The sequence below is a fragment of the Lutibacter sp. genome (assembly GCF_033723435.1).
Taxonomy (GTDB): Bacteria; Bacteroidota; Bacteroidia; order Flavobacteriales; family Flavobacteriaceae; genus Lutibacter.
Map to the genome: position 1 here is coordinate 400,269 of NZ_JAWVXC010000001.1, position 16,619 is coordinate 416,887.

At 28.3% G+C, this 16,619-nt stretch carries 16 protein-coding genes; 13 read left to right on the forward strand and 3 right to left on the reverse strand.

The window, feature by feature from the left end:
- Positions 1 to 15: 15 nt before the first annotated feature.
- The 4 genes from R3342_RS01760 (at position 16) to R3342_RS01775 (ending at position 2,878) form a co-directional block, all read left to right on the forward strand.
- Complete coding sequence (locus R3342_RS01760; RefSeq protein WP_318937943.1) at positions 16 to 918, forward strand: J domain-containing protein; 903 nt, start codon at positions 16 to 18, stop codon at positions 916 to 918.
- Positions 915 to 1,214, forward strand: coding sequence for a chaperone modulator CbpM (locus R3342_RS01765; protein ID WP_318937944.1), 300 nt, complete (start codon positions 915 to 917; stop codon positions 1,212 to 1,214). The genes R3342_RS01760 and R3342_RS01765 overlap by 4 nt, the downstream gene beginning before the upstream one ends.
- Positions 1,204 to 1,638 carry a universal stress protein gene (locus R3342_RS01770; protein ID WP_318937945.1) on the forward strand — a complete coding sequence of 145 codons (435 nt, stop codon included), beginning with the start codon at positions 1,204 to 1,206 and terminating at the stop codon, positions 1,636 to 1,638. The genes R3342_RS01765 and R3342_RS01770 overlap by 11 nt, the downstream gene beginning before the upstream one ends.
- 70 nt (positions 1,639 to 1,708) lie before the next feature.
- Positions 1,709 to 2,878 carry an ATP-grasp domain-containing protein gene (locus R3342_RS01775; RefSeq protein ID WP_318937946.1) on the forward strand — a complete coding sequence of 390 codons (1,170 nt, stop codon included), beginning with the start codon at positions 1,709 to 1,711 and terminating at the stop codon, positions 2,876 to 2,878.
- Between the two features lie 7 nt (positions 2,879 to 2,885).
- On the opposite strand, the gene R3342_RS01780 is transcribed toward R3342_RS01775, so the two are convergent.
- On the reverse strand, positions 2,886 to 3,647 hold the full coding sequence (locus tag R3342_RS01780; RefSeq protein ID WP_318938160.1) for an MBL fold metallo-hydrolase: 762 nt from the start codon (positions 3,645 to 3,647) through the stop codon (positions 2,886 to 2,888).
- Between the two features lie 409 nt (positions 3,648 to 4,056).
- On the opposite strand from R3342_RS01780, the gene R3342_RS01785 reads away from it, so the two are divergent.
- The 7 genes from R3342_RS01785 (at position 4,057) to R3342_RS01815 (ending at position 10,145) form a co-directional block, all read left to right on the forward strand.
- Positions 4,057 to 5,169 (forward strand): Re/Si-specific NAD(P)(+) transhydrogenase subunit alpha, encoded by a 1,113-nt coding sequence (locus R3342_RS01785; protein ID WP_318937947.1) that lies wholly within the window; start codon positions 4,057 to 4,059, stop codon positions 5,167 to 5,169.
- Positions 5,170 to 5,171: 2 nt separating this feature from the next.
- Positions 5,172 to 5,480 (forward strand): NAD(P) transhydrogenase subunit alpha, encoded by a 309-nt coding sequence (locus R3342_RS01790; protein WP_318937948.1) that lies wholly within the window; start codon positions 5,172 to 5,174, stop codon positions 5,478 to 5,480.
- Positions 5,480 to 6,868, forward strand: a complete 1,389-nt coding sequence (locus tag R3342_RS01795; protein WP_318937949.1) for an NAD(P)(+) transhydrogenase (Re/Si-specific) subunit beta — start codon at positions 5,480 to 5,482, stop codon at positions 6,866 to 6,868. Before R3342_RS01790 ends, R3342_RS01795 begins: the two co-directional genes overlap by 1 nt.
- Before the next feature lie 99 nt (positions 6,869 to 6,967).
- A complete protein-coding gene (locus R3342_RS01800; protein ID WP_318937950.1) occupies positions 6,968 to 8,422 on the forward strand; it encodes a TonB-dependent receptor in 1,455 nt (484 codons plus the stop codon).
- A gap of 60 nt (positions 8,423 to 8,482) precedes the next feature.
- Positions 8,483 to 9,025 (forward strand): RNA polymerase sigma factor, encoded by a 543-nt coding sequence (locus R3342_RS01805; protein ID WP_318937951.1) that lies wholly within the window; start codon positions 8,483 to 8,485, stop codon positions 9,023 to 9,025.
- Positions 9,026 to 9,056: 31 nt separating this feature from the next.
- On the forward strand, positions 9,057 to 9,671 hold the full coding sequence (locus R3342_RS01810; RefSeq protein WP_318937952.1) for a hypothetical protein: 615 nt from the start codon (positions 9,057 to 9,059) through the stop codon (positions 9,669 to 9,671).
- A 15-nt stretch (positions 9,672 to 9,686) separates the two neighbouring features.
- A complete protein-coding gene (locus R3342_RS01815) occupies positions 9,687 to 10,145 on the forward strand; it encodes a hypothetical protein (protein WP_318937953.1) in 459 nt (152 codons plus the stop codon).
- A gap of 30 nt (positions 10,146 to 10,175) precedes the next feature.
- Here the strand turns inward: R3342_RS01815 and R3342_RS01820 are convergent, their stop codons facing one another.
- Positions 10,176 to 11,801, reverse strand: a complete 1,626-nt coding sequence (locus tag R3342_RS01820) for an ABC-F family ATP-binding cassette domain-containing protein (RefSeq protein ID WP_318937954.1) — start codon at positions 11,799 to 11,801, stop codon at positions 10,176 to 10,178.
- Between the two features lie 176 nt (positions 11,802 to 11,977).
- Between R3342_RS01820 and R3342_RS01825 the strand changes: the two genes are divergently transcribed.
- Complete coding sequence (locus R3342_RS01825; protein ID WP_318937955.1) at positions 11,978 to 13,369, forward strand: hypothetical protein; 1,392 nt, start codon at positions 11,978 to 11,980, stop codon at positions 13,367 to 13,369.
- Between the two features lie 92 nt (positions 13,370 to 13,461).
- Positions 13,462 to 15,261 (forward strand): DEAD/DEAH box helicase, encoded by a 1,800-nt coding sequence (locus R3342_RS01830; protein WP_318937956.1) that lies wholly within the window; start codon positions 13,462 to 13,464, stop codon positions 15,259 to 15,261.
- Positions 15,262 to 15,286: 25 nt separating this feature from the next.
- Here the strand turns inward: R3342_RS01830 and rocD are convergent, their stop codons facing one another.
- Positions 15,287 to 16,528 carry an ornithine--oxo-acid transaminase gene (gene rocD / locus R3342_RS01835; RefSeq protein WP_318937957.1) on the reverse strand — a complete coding sequence of 414 codons (1,242 nt, stop codon included), beginning with the start codon at positions 16,526 to 16,528 and terminating at the stop codon, positions 15,287 to 15,289.
- Positions 16,529 to 16,619: the final 91 nt, after the last annotated feature.

A 16,619-nucleotide genomic window follows, 5' to 3' on the forward strand; every position in this document is an offset into this window, starting at 1 on the left:
AAAATCTAGCCTAAAATGAGTTTTATAGATTATTATAAAATATTAGGAATACCTAAAACTGCTTCAGAAAATGATATTAAAAAAGCTTACCGAAAATTAGCGAGAAAACTACATCCAGATTTAAACCCTAATGACAAAGAAGCCGAACGAAAATTTAAAGAAATTAATGAAGCTAATGAAGTTTTAAGTAATCCAGAAAACAGAAAAAAATACGATAAATACGGTAAAGATTGGCAACATGCGGAAGCTTACGAAAAAGCAGAACAACAACAAAAACAATATCAGCAAAGCCAAAACAGAAGAAGTTTTGGAAGTTTTCAAGATCAAGATTATTCCGACTTTTTTGAATCTATGTTTGGTGGTGCGTATTCTAGAGCAGGAAGCAAAAGTAATCCTCTTAAATTTCGAGGACAAGATTATAGTGCCGAGTTACAGTTTACTTTAGAAGATGTTTACAAAACTCACAAACGTACCATAACGGTTAATGGAAAAAATATAAGGCTAACTATTCCTGCTGGAGTTAAAAATGGGCAAATCATTAAAATTAAGGGGCATGGTGGAAAAGGAATAAATGGAGGACCAAATGGAGATTTACACATTAAATTTACAATATTAAATCACTCAAAATTTAAAAGAAATAATGATAATTTATATGCCACTATTCCTTTAGATTTATATACTGCAATGTTGGGTGGAGAAATTACTATTCCTGTATTTGAAGGAAAAGTAAAACTTAAAATTAAACCAGAAACTCAAAATGGAACCAAAATAAAATTAAAAGGAAAAGGATTTCCTGTTTATAAAAAAGAAGGTCAGTTTGGAGATTTATTTATAACTTATCAAATAAAAACGCCAACCAATTTAACCAATAAAGAAAAAGAATTATTTAGTGAACTTGCAAAATTAAGAAACTCATGAAAGTAACTGAATTTATACCAATAAGGGAACTTTGTGTTAATTATGAAATAGAAGTTTCTTTTTTTAACCAATTACACGATATAGGTTTAATTGAAATAATAACTTATAATAAAACTCCTTGCGTTCCGCTTGAAACAATTAATGATATTGAAAAAATGATTAGAATGCACCATGATTTAAATATAAATATTCAAGGTATTGACGTTGCATTTAATCTATTAAAAAAAGTAGAAAACTTAAATAATGAGTTAACTTCCTTAAAAAATAAATTAAGATTATACGAAGATGATTTCTAAAATATTAGTAGCCATAGATGGAAGTGAATCTGCTTTAAATGCAGCAAATTGTGCTTTAAAGTTAGCAAAACAAATAAATGCCTCTATAGAAATAGTTTATGTAGTTAGGTATTCTATTGGAAATATTGCTGCTGGAATAATGCCTTTTGAAATTGAAGAAAATGAAAAAGAAAAAGCTATAAAGCTTATAAACAAAATAAAAAGTAACAATCCAGAAATTAAAATAACTGATTTTGAGACGATTGGTTTACCAATACTTAAAATTATAAAAATGACAGAAGATTGGGATGCTGAATTATTAATAATTGGACATCACACTCATAATTTCATCGAAAAACTATTTCTTTCAAGCGTTGAAAACAGTTTATTAAATAATCTTAAAATTCCTATGATGATTATTCCGAAAAGATACAATTGTAACTAAAAATATCATTAATTTCAAGTAATTTTGCACTTTAAAATAAATCATCCAAAAAAGATAATTAAACTGCAATATGATATTAATAGACAAACCCTACGTTTCAAAATTTTTAATTGAAACTTTATCCTCTTATAATTTACCTGTTATAGCTACTTCCACAGCAAAAGAATTAATAAAAAATGAAAAAATTAATTGGATTTCAGAAAGTGAGGCTATAAAATTAGTAAAAGAAAATCCAACCATTCCTATATATTCAAATTCCGAAAATGCTATTAGTTGGGTTGAAGAAAATTTGAAGTTTTCAAATAGACCAAAAGAAATAAATTTATTTAAAAACAAATTAAAACTTAGAGAAACCATAAAAGAATTATTTCCTAACTATTTTTTTAAAGGATTAAATTTTAGTGAATTAGAAACTACTTCGGTTGAAAATTTTAAATTCCCATGCATACTAAAACCAACAGTTGGTTTTTTTAGTTTAGGTGTTCATAAAGTTAGTAATTTTAATGAATGGACTAAAAAAGTTTTGAAAATAAAATCTGAAATTACAGAGATTAAAAAATATTATCCAAATGGAGTAGTTAACACTAATCATTTTATTGCTGAAGAATGTATTGAAGGAGAAGAATTTGCAGTAGATTGCTATTTTAATGCAGATAAAAAACCTATTATTTTAAATATAACACACCACCTATTTTCTTCGGGCGATGATGTTAGTGATAGAGTCTATTCTACTTCTACAACCATAATTAAAACCTATTTAGAAAAAGTGCAACTTTTTATGGAAAAATTAGCTGAAAAAGTTAATCTAACTAATTTTCCAATTCATATTGAAATAAGAATAGACAAAAACGGTAAAATTATTCCAATTGAAGTTAATCCTTTACGTTTTGGTGGCTGGTGTACAACTGCAGATTTAGCATATCATGCCTACGGATTTAATGCTTACCATTATTTTTTAACTGGACAAAAACCTGATTGGGATAAAATATTTAAAGAAAGTAAAAACAAAATTTATAGTTTAGTTGCTTTAGATAATAATTCAGGAATTCCTAATGATAAAGTTAAAAGTTTTGATTACGATTTATTATTAGAAGATTTTGAAAATCCTATTGAAATGAGAAAAATTTCTATTGTTGAACATGCTATTTTTGGAATATTATTTACGGAAACTTCTGAAGAGAATAAACAGGAATTAAAAAATATTTTAACTTCTAACTTAAAAAAATATATAACTGCTTAAAACTATTTTAAACCTCAATTTCTAACTGGTCATAAGCTAAAAAAACATTTTTAGGTAAACTTTTTTCAACTTCAGCATGAAAACCCATTAAATGGCTAATGTGTGTTAAATATGCTTTTTTAGGTTGCAGTTTTTCTATAATAGCTAAAGCTTCTTCTAAATTTAAATGCGATTTATGAGGTTTAATTCTTAACGCACTAATAATTAAAACATCTAAATCTTTAAGTTTTTCAAGTTCTTTATCCGAAATTGTCTTTACATCTGTTAAATAAGCAACTTTCTCAAATTTAAATCCAACAACTGGTAGTTTATTATGTGAAACTTGAATTGGTGTTACTTTTAAATGGTTAAGGTAAAAAGGTTTATCATCAATTTCATTAACAACTACACTAGGCGCTCCAGGATATTTATTTGCTTCTACAAAAATATAATCAAACCGTTTTGTTAAATTCTCAACAACTCTTTTTTTTGCATAAATTGGCACTGCTCCTATTTGAAAACTAAATGGTCTAATATCATCTAATCCAGCTGTATGATCAGCGTGCTCATGAGTAAATAAAATACCATCAATTTTGTTAATTTTAGCGCGTAACATTTGATACCTAAAATCAGGACCACAGTCAACAATATATCTATTATTACCCCATTCCACAGCTATAGAAGTTCTTAATCTTCTATCTTTTTTATCTTTTGATAAACAAACAGGATGATCACAATTAATTACAGGAATTCCCTGTGAAGTTCCAGTTCCTAAAAAAGTAATTTTAATTTTCATGTAATATGATAAAAGTACAACGAATCTTTATTTTTTAGTTAATAAATTTAGTAATAAAAGTAGTTATTTGTCATTTTCGAAAATAAAATAATCACTAATTTGTAATATTTATTACATAATTTTCATCAAAATGGTAAATACAGCAAAAATAACTTAAAATCTGACTTATGTCAACTTTTGAATATACATAAATACGTATTTTTACGGTCAATAAAAAAATAGAAAATGTTATTAATATTAAAGACTTTTATTCAAATTATTATTAGCTTTAATATTATGACAAATTCTGAGAATATTTTATAAAAAAATATAAATATATAACTAGTTTAACAGCTAGTTTTTTATTTTAATTTAAATTTGAACAAACCATATAATTATAATAAATATTAAAACCAAAACTATAATGAAAATAGGTATATTAAAAGAAACTCAAAAAGGCGAAAGGCGAGTTTCAATTTCCCCTACTATTTCAAAACAGCTTATTGACAAAGGATTTGAAGTCATTGTGGAAGAAGATGCAGGTATTTCATCTTCCTTTAAAAATTCTGACTATACAAATGTTGGAGCTGTAGTTGAAAAAAGAGGTGTAGTTTATAAAGAAGCTAACATTTTAGTTAAAATAAACCCTTTTACAGAAGAGGATTTAAAATTAGTGGATAAAAGTCACATTTTAATGAGTCAATTATTCCACAAATCAAATCCTGAACTTATAAAATCTATAGCTGAAAAAGGTGCAACAGCTTTTTCTATGGATGCAATGCCAAGAATATCAAGAGCACAAGATATGGACGTTTTAAGTTCACAAAGCAACTTAGCTGGTTATAAAGCTGTTATTTTAGGAGCTTATGAAATGACTAAAATTTTCCCTTTAATGATGACTGCAGCTGGAACTATTACTCCTTCAAGAGTTTTAATTTACGGAGTTGGAGTTGCTGGTTTACAAGCAATTGCAACAGCTAAACGTTTGGGTGCTGTAGTTGAAGCAACAGATATTAGATTAGAAACCAAAGAACAAACAGAATCTTTAGGTGCTAAATTTATTACTGTTGATAATAAAGGTGAAGAATCTGAAGGAGGTTATGCAAAAGCAGCTTCTGAAGATTATGCTCGAAGACAAAAAGAAGCAGTTAATAAATCGTTATTCCAAGCTGATTTAGTAATAACTACAGCTATGGTTCCAGGACGTAAATCACCAATTTTAATTACTGAAGAACAAGTTAAACAAATGAAAAATGGTGCAGTAATAATTGATTTAGCAGCTGCACAAGGAGGTAATTGCGAACTAAGTGTAATGGACAAAACCATTATAAAAGACGGTGTTAAAATTATTGGCACAACTATATCTCCTGAAAGTGTTTCTACAAATGCAAGTGATTTATATGCTAAAAACATGTATAATTTTATTATGCATTTAACAGATGAAACTAATTTTAAATGGGAGTTAGAAGAAGAAATTACAGATCAAACTCTTATTGTAAAAGATGGAACTATTAGACAAAACGGAAATATTAAATAATTATGACAGAATTTATAGATTTTATAAGCAGTAACCTACAAATGATATACATTGTTATATTAATGATTTTTGTGGGCGTAGAAGTAATTGGTCATGTGCCAGCAGTATTACACACACCATTAATGTCTGGTGCAAACGCCATACACGGTGTGGTAATTATTGGAGCAATATTAGTAATGCTAGGTACTGAACCTGAAAATATACTAGCATTATCATTAGGCTTTGTAGCTGTATTACTAGGAACTTTAAACGTGGTTGGTGGTTTTGTTGTAACCGATCGCATGTTAGAAATGTTTAAAAAGAAAAAATAATGGAATATACATTTAGTCTCGAATTTATATACTTAATCGCCTCAATAACTTACATTGTTGGATTAAAAATGTTAGGGCATCCTGAAACTGCTCGTAGAGGAAATTTAATAGCAGCCGCAGGTATGACATTGGCAATTTTTGGTACTTTATTTTTGTACCAAGGAGAAGTACCTATCATAATTTATGTGCTAATAGCAATTGCAATTATTATTGGTACTATTGCTGGATGGCTTATTGCAAAAAAAGTAGATATGACCAAAATGCCTGAATTAGTTTCGCTATTTAATGGTATGGGTGGTGCAAGTGCTGCGTTAATTGGATTAATTGAATTTCATCATAATTTAGGTAATCAATTAAATATTCTTACCATTGTTGCAGGAATGATTATTGGTAGTGTTTCCTTTTCTGGTAGTATGATAGCTTGGGCAAAATTGAATGGTACTATGAGAAAACCAATTCGTTTACCAAAATATAATCTTTTAAACAATGTAATACTATTAGGTATTTTAGCTTTTGGAGCATTTATTGTTATAAGCGGAACTTCAAGTTCTATTTTATTATATACTTTATTCTTTAGTGCATTATTATATGGAGTTTTATTAGTTATTCCAATTGGTGGAGCTGATATGCCTGTAGTAATTTCTTTATTAAATTCCTTTACTGGATTAGCTGCTGCATTTGCTGGTTTCTTATATGGAAATATGGTAATGTTAACTGGAGGTATATTAGTAGGATCTGCTGGTACAATTTTAACATTTGCTATGTGTAACGCTATGAATCGTTCTTTATCAAATGTAATATTTGGAGCTTTTGGTAGTAGTTCAGGTGATGATGCTGAAGGTCATCAAATAACTGGAAGCATTACAAAAGCATCTGTAAGTGATGTAGCTATTTTAATGAATTATTCTCAAAGAGTTATTATAGTTCCTGGTTATGGTTTAGCTGTAGCTCAGGCACAACACGTAATTCACGAATTGGAACAATTGTTAGATAGTAAAGGTATTGATGTTAAATATGCAATTCACCCTGTTGCAGGACGTATGCCTGGACATATGAATGTATTGCTTGCCGAAACTAATGTGGAATATGATAAATTAGCAGAAATGGATGACGTAAACCCTGAATTTGCTAGTACCGATGTTGTATTTGTTGTAGGTGCAAATGATGTTGTTAACCCAGCAGCTCATAACGATCCTTCAAGTCCAATTTATGGAATGCCTATTTTAGAGGTTGAAAATGCAAAACATATTATTGTTAATAAACGAAGTATGAAACCTGGTTATGCAGGTATTGAAAATGAATTATTCTATAACCAAAAAACTTCTATGCTATTTGGAGATGCTAAAGAAGTTCTAAGTAAATTGGTTAATGAATTAAAAGGCATGTAAAAACCTTATTTACAAATATTTAAAGAGAGTGAAAATTTATTTCACTCTCTTTTTTTTTAGGACTTGTTTTTTGTAATTTTGCACCACTAAAAAATCAAAATGACACTAAAATTAAAAGGTGATATTGAATTTAACGATATTCCTACCAGTAAAGCAAAAGCTCTTAAAATTAATTTAAATAAAAATATTTATGGAACTTTTGCCGAAATAGGTGCCGGACAAGAAACAGTTCGTCATTTTTTTAGAGCCGGCGGTGCTTCTGGTACTGTTGCTAAAGCAATGAGCGCCTATGATAAAGATTTTTCTGATGCTATTTATGGGATTGAACCAGATAATAGATATGTTACGGAAAATAGATTAAAAAAAATGTTAGCCTATGAAATGGAATTGGCTGAAGATAGGCTTCACAGAAAAAATCATCCAAACAAAATATTCTTTTCTTACGCAAACACAGTTGCAACAATTGATTTTGCTAAAAAATTTAAAGGACATGGCTGGGTTGGTCTAAAATTTCAGTTAGACCCACTTGAAGATTATAACGAAATTATTTTACATGCTCGATTTAAAGAAACCGATGCTAAATTACAACAAGAAACATTAGGAAGATTAGGCGTAAATTTAATTTATGGAGCCTTCTATTTTAATGATAATCCAAAAGAATTATTAAAATCATTATACGACAATATTGAAAATGATCAGTTAGAAATTGATATGATTAATTTTTCTGGTCCACGATTTTCATATATTGACAACCGATTATTAAGCTTGTTACTTGTTAAAAATGGAATGACAAATGCTGTAATGTTTGGACCTGATGGTAATAATTTATTACCTGCACAACAATTATATAAAGCTAATATTTTAGCTCTACGCGGAAGTTTTAGACCAGTTACTAAAGTAAACATGGATATGTATGAGCAAGCTCAAAAGCTGTTCTTAAAAGAAAAAAAAGTAACCAAAGAAAACACTAAAGTTATTTTTGAAATTACATTATCAAATTTAATTTCTGAAGGTGAAATTGATGAACGAGATTTTTTAGAACGTGCTGAACTGTTATGTTCCTTAGGTCAAAATGTAATGATAACCAATTATAAAGAATACTATAAATTGGTTGAATATTTTTCAGAATATACCAAAAATAGAATTGGATTAGCAATGGGTGTTCCTAATTTTATTCAAATATTTGATGAAAAATACTATAGAGATTTAAGTGGTGGAATTTTAGAAGCCTTTGGAAAACTATTTTTTAAAGACTTAAAAGTATATTTGTATCCATTAAAAGATAAAAAAACAGGAGAAATTACTACTAGTGAAAATTTAAAAGTTCACCCTCGTATGAAGGAATTGTACAAATTTTTTAAATACAATGGTAAAGTATTAGATATTGAAGATTATAATCCTGAAATTTTAGATATTTTTGCAAAAAAAGTACTTCAAATGATTGCCGAAGGAAAGGCTGGTTGGGAAAAAATGCTTCCTAAAGGTATTGCCGACATTATAAAAAAAGAACGATTATTTGGATATTCAAAAAGAAAATTCAGTAATATTAAATAATTATTTTTTTTATTATTAAACCTTTTATAAATTTAGTTGTCTAATAACTAAATTTAACCTGTGACAGAAGAAAATTTATTAGTTACTCAATTAAAAGACGCAAACACACAAGAACAGGCATTTAGAGAACTAATGTCATTGTACAAAAAGCGTTTGTACTGGCATATCAGAAAAATTGTTTTGTCACATGACGATGCTGATGATGTTTTACAAAATACTTTTATTAAAGTTTTTAAAAATATTAATTCCTTTAATGAAAAAAGTAAACTTTATTCTTGGATGTACAGAATTGCTACAAACGAAGCCATAACTTTTATTAATAAAAAAGCTAATAAACAACAAGTAGATATTAGCGAACTACAATTTAAAATGGCTGAAAATTTAGAGGATGATTCCTTTTATTCTGGAGACGAAATTCAAATTCTCCTTCAAAAAGCTATTGTAACACTTCCTCAAAAGCAACAACTAGTATTTAATATGAAATATTTTGATGAGATGAAATATAGCGATATTGCCGAAATTTTAGATACATCAGTTGGAGCTTTAAAAGCATCTTATCATCATGCAGTTAAAAAAATTGAAGCCTATATAAAAACCAATTAAACCAACTGTTTTTTAAACAGTCTAATAATAAATGAAAGCAAAAAATAAACATAGCAATTTTAAGTTAACTGAAAGCCAAATAAAAACTAGTGGTTTTAAAGTTCCTATGGATTATTTTGATGAAATTGAAAATGATGTGATTTCAAAACTAAACACTGAAAAATTTTCTAAGAAAAACAATTTTAAAGTACCTAACGATTATTTTAATTCCATTGAAGATATCGTAGTAACAAAGCTAAAAGCTGAAGCTATACAAAAAAATGATACAGCTATAATTCCTGATAATTATTTTGATGAAATTGAAGATAAAGTATTTATCAAACTAAAATCTGAAAGAAAATCAAAGGTTATTACTCTTAAAAACTTTACAAAATTTATAGCTCCAATTGCAATTGCAGCCTCACTCCTACTATTTATTTATTTAAATACAACATCCAAAAAATATACTTTTGATTCTCTTCCAACAGCTGCTATTGAAAGTTATTTTGAAAGTGGAGGAAATGATGTAGATATTTTAAGCATTGCATCGCTTTACACTGAAGATGAACTAAAAAATGATGAAATTTTTGATTCAACGGTTACGGATAGTGTAGTTGTAAACTATTTATCTGAAGAAAATTTAGATGAAATTATCTATGAAAACTAATTAAATTTACTAAAAATGAAAAAATTAATTACTCTTTTTATACTTTTTGTACTTAGCATTAATTTGATTCAAGCTCAACAAATGCAGAGGCAACGAATTAAAGCATTAAAAACTTCGTACATTACTAATGCATTAAACTTAACTCCAAAAGAAGCTGAAAAATTTTGGCCTGTTTATAATTTATATACTCAAAAAATTCAAGATTTAAAAATGGATTCAGAAATGAGTACTCAAAAACAAATTCGTTTAGCAGGCAGTATTGATAACATTACCAATGAACAAGCAAAAAAGCTAATTGCTAAATCATTAAAAAATCAACAAAAAATAACTGATGCTAAATTTAGCATGGTAAAAGAGTTATCATCAATTATTTCTTCCAAAAAAATATTGCTATTACAAAAAACAGAACGAAATTTTAATAGAAAAATGCTACAAGAGTTAGGGAAAAGGCGCAGAATGATGCAAGGACAGTAAATAAAAAAAGGAGCCAATTGGCTCCTTTTTTTATTTGTACATTTTTGTACGTAACTCTTTTATTTTTGGATTATCCAAATACTCATCAAACGTAGTAAATCTATCAATTACTCCATTTGGTGTAATTTCAATAATTCTATTGGCAACAGTTTGTGCAAATGCATGGTCATGTGTTGAAAAAATCACGGTTCCTTTAAAGTTTTTTAATGAGTTATTAAATGCTTGAATTGACTCTAAATCTAAATGGTTTGTTGGTTCATCAAGCATTAAAACATTTGCTCTCATCATCATCATTCTAGATAACATACACCTTACTTTTTCACCACCAGAAAGTACATTACAATTTTTTAAAGCTTCCTCTCCACTAAAAATCATCTTACCTAAAAACCCTCTTAAATAAACTTCTTCACGTTCTTCTTCAGTTTTAGCATATTGTCTTAACCAATCTACCAAATTTAAGCTAGCATCTGTAAAATATTCTGTATTATCTAATGGTAAATACGATTGTGTTGTGGTAACTCCCCATTGAAATTTACCGTCATCAGCATTATCATTTCCGTTCAAAATTTCATAGAAAGCTGTAACTGCTTTAGAATTTTTTGAAATTAAAGCTACTTTATCTCCTCTATTTAAATTAAAATGAATATCCGAGAACAAAGTTTCATTTCCTACTTTTTTGGATAAATTATCTACATTTAAAATTTGATCACCTGCAACTCGTTCTCTATCAAAAATAATTGCTGGATACCTTCTGCTTGAAGGTTTAATATCATCAACATTTAAACGTTCAATCATTTTTTTACGTGAAGTTGCTTGTTTTGATTTTGCCACATTTGCAGAAAAACGACGAATAAATTCTTCTAATTCTTTCTTTTTATCCTCAGCTTTTTTGTTTTGCTGAGCACGTTGTTTTGCAGCAAGTTGACTAGATTCATACCAAAAGGAATAATTTCCTGAATAATGATTTATTTTACCAAAATCAATATCTGAAATATGAGTACAAACTGCATCTAAAAAGTGACGGTCATGTGAAACTACAATTACGGTATTATCATAATTAGCTAAAAAATTCTCTAGCCAACCAATAGTTTCAAAATCTAAATCGTTAGTTGGTTCATCCATTATTAATACATCTGGATTTCCAAATAAAGCTTGTGCCAATAATACGCGAACTTTAGATTTACCATCTAATTCACTCATTAAATTATAATGCATTTCTTCCTTTATTCCTAAAGAAGATAATAAAGACGCCGCATCACTCTCAGCATTCCATCCATTCATTTCTTCAAATTCAACACCTAATTCACCTGCTTTTACGCCATCTTCTTCTGAGAAATCTTCTTTTGCATAAATGGCATCCATTTCTCTTTTTAAATTGTACAATCTTTTATTCCCCATCATTACTGTATCTAATATTGGGTATTCGTCAAAAGCAAAGTGATCTTGAGATAAAACCGACATTCTTTTTCCTTTTTCTAAATGAACCTGACCAGAAGTTGGTTCTATTTTTCCAGAAATTATTTTTAAGAATGTTGATTTTCCGGAACCATTGGCTCCAATTATTCCGTAACAATTACCAACTGTAAATTTGGTGTTTACTTCATCAAACAAAATTCGTTTTCCAAATTGAACTGATAAATTTGATACTGATAGCATATTATGTAATATTTTGTAATGTATTTTTAAAAGTTTTGCAAAAGTAATAATTTAAATGAATTATAATTAATTTAACTAAAGGTTAATTAATATATACTTGTACTAACAATTAAATTAACATCTATTTAACAACAAGCCTATTAACATGTATGTATTTTTGTTACAATCAAAAGTATATGAGATATTTAATAACATCTTTATTTTTAATCACACTATTTGGCTGTTCTGAACAGAGTCAAACCTTAAAGTCTGATACTTATTTTGGTGGTGAAATTATCAACCCAAAATCAAAATATGTATTATTTTTAAAGGATGATGCTGTTATGGATACCATCTATTTAAATAAAAAAAATCGATTTATAACTAAATTTAAAAACTTAGCAGAAGGCTTATACACTTTTAAACATGGAAATGAATTTCAATACGTGTATTTGCAACCTTCCGATAGTGTTTTAGTGAGATTAAATACTTGGAACTTTGATGAATCTTTAGTTTTTAGCGGCAAAGGAAGTAGCAAAAATGAATTTTTAATTAATTTATTCTTGCAAAATGAAAGAGATGACAAAGCAATGTCACGCCATTTTAACTTAAACGAAAATGATTTTGAACATAAAATTGATTCCTTAGCAAAACAACGTGAAGCAACTTTTAAGGATTTTGCTTCGCTTGAAAAAGATAAAATAAGTACTAATTATAGGAAATTGGTTAATACTGCTATTTATTTTCCACTATATAGTTTAAAAGAAATTTATCCATATTACTATAGAATAGCGCATAAACAAAAAGATTTTCCTATTATAAATTCAGATTTCTATAAATATAGAAGTAAAATTAATTTAAATGAAAAATCTTTGGTCTCCTTTTATCCATACCAAAATTATATAGTTAGCTATTTATATAATTTAAGCTACCAAAATAAGGTTATTTCAGAAAAAAAATTAACAAATACACTACTACATGAAATTGTAAATCACATTAAATTAGAAAAATTTAAAAACACTTTACTTAGAAGAGTTGTAATAAACGATTTTTTAAAAAGTGAACCTACTTGTAGTATTGATCAAAGTGCATTAGTTTATTTTTTACAAAACTGTACCAATAATGATTACAAAAATCAATTAAAAAGTTTGGTACATGACAGTAAATATGTTAAAAATAATACTCCTTTACATGATTTTGAGGTGAAAACACTTTCTAATGAAGTTAAAACTATAAATAAAATTATTAAAGATAAAAAAACAGTAATTTATTTTTGGTCAACTGAATATATGTCTACCGATTATTTGGCAAGCAGAATTAGGTATTTAACTTACACTTATCCAAATATGTTATTTATAGGTATTCACTTACAAGATGAAAATAGCGATTTAAAAAATGACCCTAATTTAAAATTATTAAATATTAATAATCAATATACATTAACTAATAATAGTTATGCAAAACAGTATTTAACAAGCAATTACCCACGTGTTATTATTGTAAATAAAAAAGGAATTGTAGTTAATGGTTTTACTTACCTAGATTCTAAGTATTTAAACTCTCAATTAGATAAATTAGAATTAAATTAAAAAAATATCTTGTAAACAAAATTAAAGTGTACCTTTGCACGTTTTTTAACCGGTTTATGGATGGGCGTCTGTAGATCACAAATATATACAGAATGTCGACATTTAAAGAGCTAGGGCTTAATAAAAATATTATTAAGGCCTTAACCGATTTAGGATACGAAAATCCTACAGAAATTCAATCCCAAGCAATTCCACAAGTTTTAGCATCAAAAGAAGATTTAAAAGCTTTTGCTCAAACAGGAACGGGTAAAACTGCAGCTTTTAGCTTACCAATTTTAGAACAAATTGATACTGAAAGCAAAAATACACAAGCAATTATTTTATCTCCAACACGAGAGTTAGCAATACAAATAGCTAAAAACATTGAAGAGTTTTCTACCTATATTGATAATTTTAGAGTAACTGCTGTTTATGGTGGTTCTAATATTGAAGAGCAAATTAGAAAATTAAAAAAAGGATCTCAAATTGTTGTAGGTACACCAGGTAGAACGGTGGATTTAATTAACAGAAAGCAATTAAAATTATCCAATGTAAAATGGTTAGTTTTAGATGAAGCAGATGAAATGCTTAACATGGGCTTTAAAGATGAGTTAGATAAAGTTCTTGCGGTTACTCCTAAAGAAAAACAAACCTTACTATTTTCAGCAACTTTCCCAAAAGAGGTGGAAAGTATTGCTAAAAATTATATGCATAAGCCAGTAGAAATTAGCGCTGGAAAGAAAAATATAGGAGCAGATAAAGTTACACATCAATATTTTGTAGTTTCAGAAAGAAACCGTTATCCTGCCTTAAAAAGAATAGCAGATGTTAATCCTGATATTTATAGTATTGTTTTTTGTAGAACAAGAAGAGAAACACAAGAAATTGCAGATAAGTTAATAAAAGATGGATATAATGCAGATGCACTTCACGGAGATTTATCTCAAGCTCAACGTGATAGTGTTATGAATAAATTCAGACAGAAAAACTTACAACTTTTAGTAGCAACAGATGTTGCTGCCAGAGGATTGGATGTTAATGATTTAACTCATGTTATAAACCATAAATTACCAGATCAAATAGAATCTTATACCCATAGAAGTGGAAGAACTGGAAGAGCTGGTAAAGAAGGTATTTCCATTGCTATAGTTACCCAAAGAGAAAAAGGGAAACTTCGCCCTATTGAAAGATTAATAGGAAAACAGTTTGTAAGTACTCCTATTCCTACAGGAAAAGAAATTTGTCAAAATCAACTTTTAAAATTAATTGATAAAGTACACGATATTAAAGTTAACGAAACTGAAATAAATGATTTTTTACCTTCAATTTACAAAAAATTAGAAGGTTTAGATCGTGAAGAATTAATCAAAAGATTCGTTTCACTAGAGTTCAACACCTTTTTAACTTATTATCAAAATGCTCCTGACTTAAACGATAGTGAGCATATGCAAAGTGATAGGCGTTCCGATTCAAGAGGAAGAAGTAGAAATGATGAAAACATGACTCGTTTCTTTATTAATATTGGAAGAAAAGATAAACTAAATCCAGCTAGATTAATTGGTTTAATTAACGAACAAAAAATTGCAAATAATATTGAAATTGGACAAATTGAAATTTTAGATACGTTTTCATTTTTTGAATTAGACAAAAATTACACTGAAGAAACTATAGCAACTTTTAAAGAAAATGATATTGATTTTGAAGGTAGAGGTGTAAATGTTGAAATTACAGAAAAAAAACGTTCCGGAAGAGGTGGCGGAAGAAGAGATTCTAACAGAAACGGAAGTGACAGAAAAAAACGTAGAGATAGTAAACCAAAAGGAGAATTCAGTGGGTTTGGCAGAAAACGATCTAGAAAAGATTCAAATTCTGGAGCTCCAAACAATTTTTCAAAACGTAAAAGAGCAAGATAAAAAAAAGCGGCAAATGCCGCTTTTTTTAATTTTCAAATTCTTCAAAGGTTTTCTTAATTATAGAAACACAATCTAATAGTTGTTCCTCATTCATCACCAAAGGTGGTGCAAACCTAATAATATTTCCATGTGTAGGTTTAGCTAGCAAACCATTATCACGAAGTTTTAAACATATATCCCAAGCTGTTGAGCTATCTTCAGAATCATTAATTACAATTGCATTTAATAGTCCTTTTCCTCTTACTAATTTTAACAAATTAGAAGAATCTACCAACTTTTGAATTTCGTTTCTGAACAATTGTCCTAATTTAAAAGCGTTTTCGGCTAATTTCTCCTCTTCAATTACTTCTAATGCTGAAATAGCAACTGCTGCTGCTAACGGATTTCCTCCAAATGTAGAACCATGTTGACCTGGTTTAATTACTTGCATAATAGCATCATTTGCTAAAACTGCAGAAACTGGGTAAACACCTCCACTTAACGCTTTTCCTAAAATTAAAATATCTGGCACAACATTTTCATATTGCACAGCTAATAATTTTCCAGTTCTAGCTATACCTGTTTGAACTTCATCCGCAATAAATAAAACATTATGCTTTTCACATAAATCTTTTGCTTTTGCTAAATAACCTTCTGAAGGTACATAAACACCTGCTTCACCTTGAATTGGTTCAACTAAAAATCCTGCAATGTTTTTACTTGAATTTAATGCGTTTTCTAAAGCTTGTAAATTATCATATTCTATTTTAATAAAACCTGCCGTATAAGGTCCAAAATTTTCCCTTGCTTCAGGATCATTAGAAAATGAAATTATGGTAGTTGTTCTTCCGTGAAAATTATTTTTACATACAATTATTTCTGCTTCATTTTCTGGAATACCTTTTTCTTCATAGGCGTATTTTCTACATAATTTAATAGCCGTTTCCACTGCCTCTGCCCCTGAGTTCATTGGCAATATTTTATCAAATCCAAAGTAAGAAGTTACATATTGCTCATACTTTCCTAAAACATCATTGTAAAATGCACGTGAAGTAAGTGTTAATTTTTCTGCTTGTGATTTTAATGCGTTAATAATTTTAGGATGACAATGACCTTGATTTACAGCCGAATACGCTGATAAAAAATCGTAGTATTGTTTTCCTTCTACGTCCCAAACATAAACACCTTCTCCTCTACTTAAAACTACAGGAAGTGGGTGGTAATTATGAGCACCGTATTTATTTTCTAATTCAATTGCTTGTGTTGATGAAATTTTATCTGAAACCATCGTAAAAAAAGTTTAAAAATTGAAAACTATCAATTCCTTCTTATTTAGGAGAGAAATCATCCTCTGAGAGCCCAAAAATACAAAAAATTAG

Coding starts and splice junctions, on each gene's coding strand:
- R3342_RS01760 (WP_318937943.1), top strand. CDS start 16: ATGAGTTTTATAGATTATTATAAAATATTAGGAATACCTAAAACTGCT.
- R3342_RS01765 (WP_318937944.1), top strand. CDS start 915: ATGAAAGTAACTGAATTTATACCAATAAGGGAACTTTGTGTTAATTAT.
- R3342_RS01770 (WP_318937945.1), top strand. CDS start 1,204: ATGATTTCTAAAATATTAGTAGCCATAGATGGAAGTGAATCTGCTTTA.
- R3342_RS01775 (WP_318937946.1), top strand. CDS start 1,709: ATGATATTAATAGACAAACCCTACGTTTCAAAATTTTTAATTGAAACT.
- R3342_RS01785 (WP_318937947.1), top strand. CDS start 4,057: ATGAAAATAGGTATATTAAAAGAAACTCAAAAAGGCGAAAGGCGAGTT.
- R3342_RS01790 (WP_318937948.1), top strand. CDS start 5,172: ATGACAGAATTTATAGATTTTATAAGCAGTAACCTACAAATGATATAC.
- R3342_RS01795 (WP_318937949.1), top strand. CDS start 5,480: ATGGAATATACATTTAGTCTCGAATTTATATACTTAATCGCCTCAATA.
- R3342_RS01800 (WP_318937950.1), top strand. CDS start 6,968: ATGACACTAAAATTAAAAGGTGATATTGAATTTAACGATATTCCTACC.
- R3342_RS01810 (WP_318937952.1), top strand. CDS start 9,057: ATGAAAGCAAAAAATAAACATAGCAATTTTAAGTTAACTGAAAGCCAA.
- R3342_RS01815 (WP_318937953.1), top strand. CDS start 9,687: ATGAAAAAATTAATTACTCTTTTTATACTTTTTGTACTTAGCATTAAT.
- R3342_RS01820 (WP_318937954.1), bottom strand. CDS start 11,801: ATGCTATCAGTATCAAATTTATCAGTTCAATTTGGAAAACGAATTTTG.
- R3342_RS01825 (WP_318937955.1), top strand. CDS start 11,978: ATGAGATATTTAATAACATCTTTATTTTTAATCACACTATTTGGCTGT.
- R3342_RS01830 (WP_318937956.1), top strand. CDS start 13,462: ATGTCGACATTTAAAGAGCTAGGGCTTAATAAAAATATTATTAAGGCC.
- rocD (WP_318937957.1), bottom strand. CDS start 16,528: ATGGTTTCAGATAAAATTTCATCAACACAAGCAATTGAATTAGAAAAT.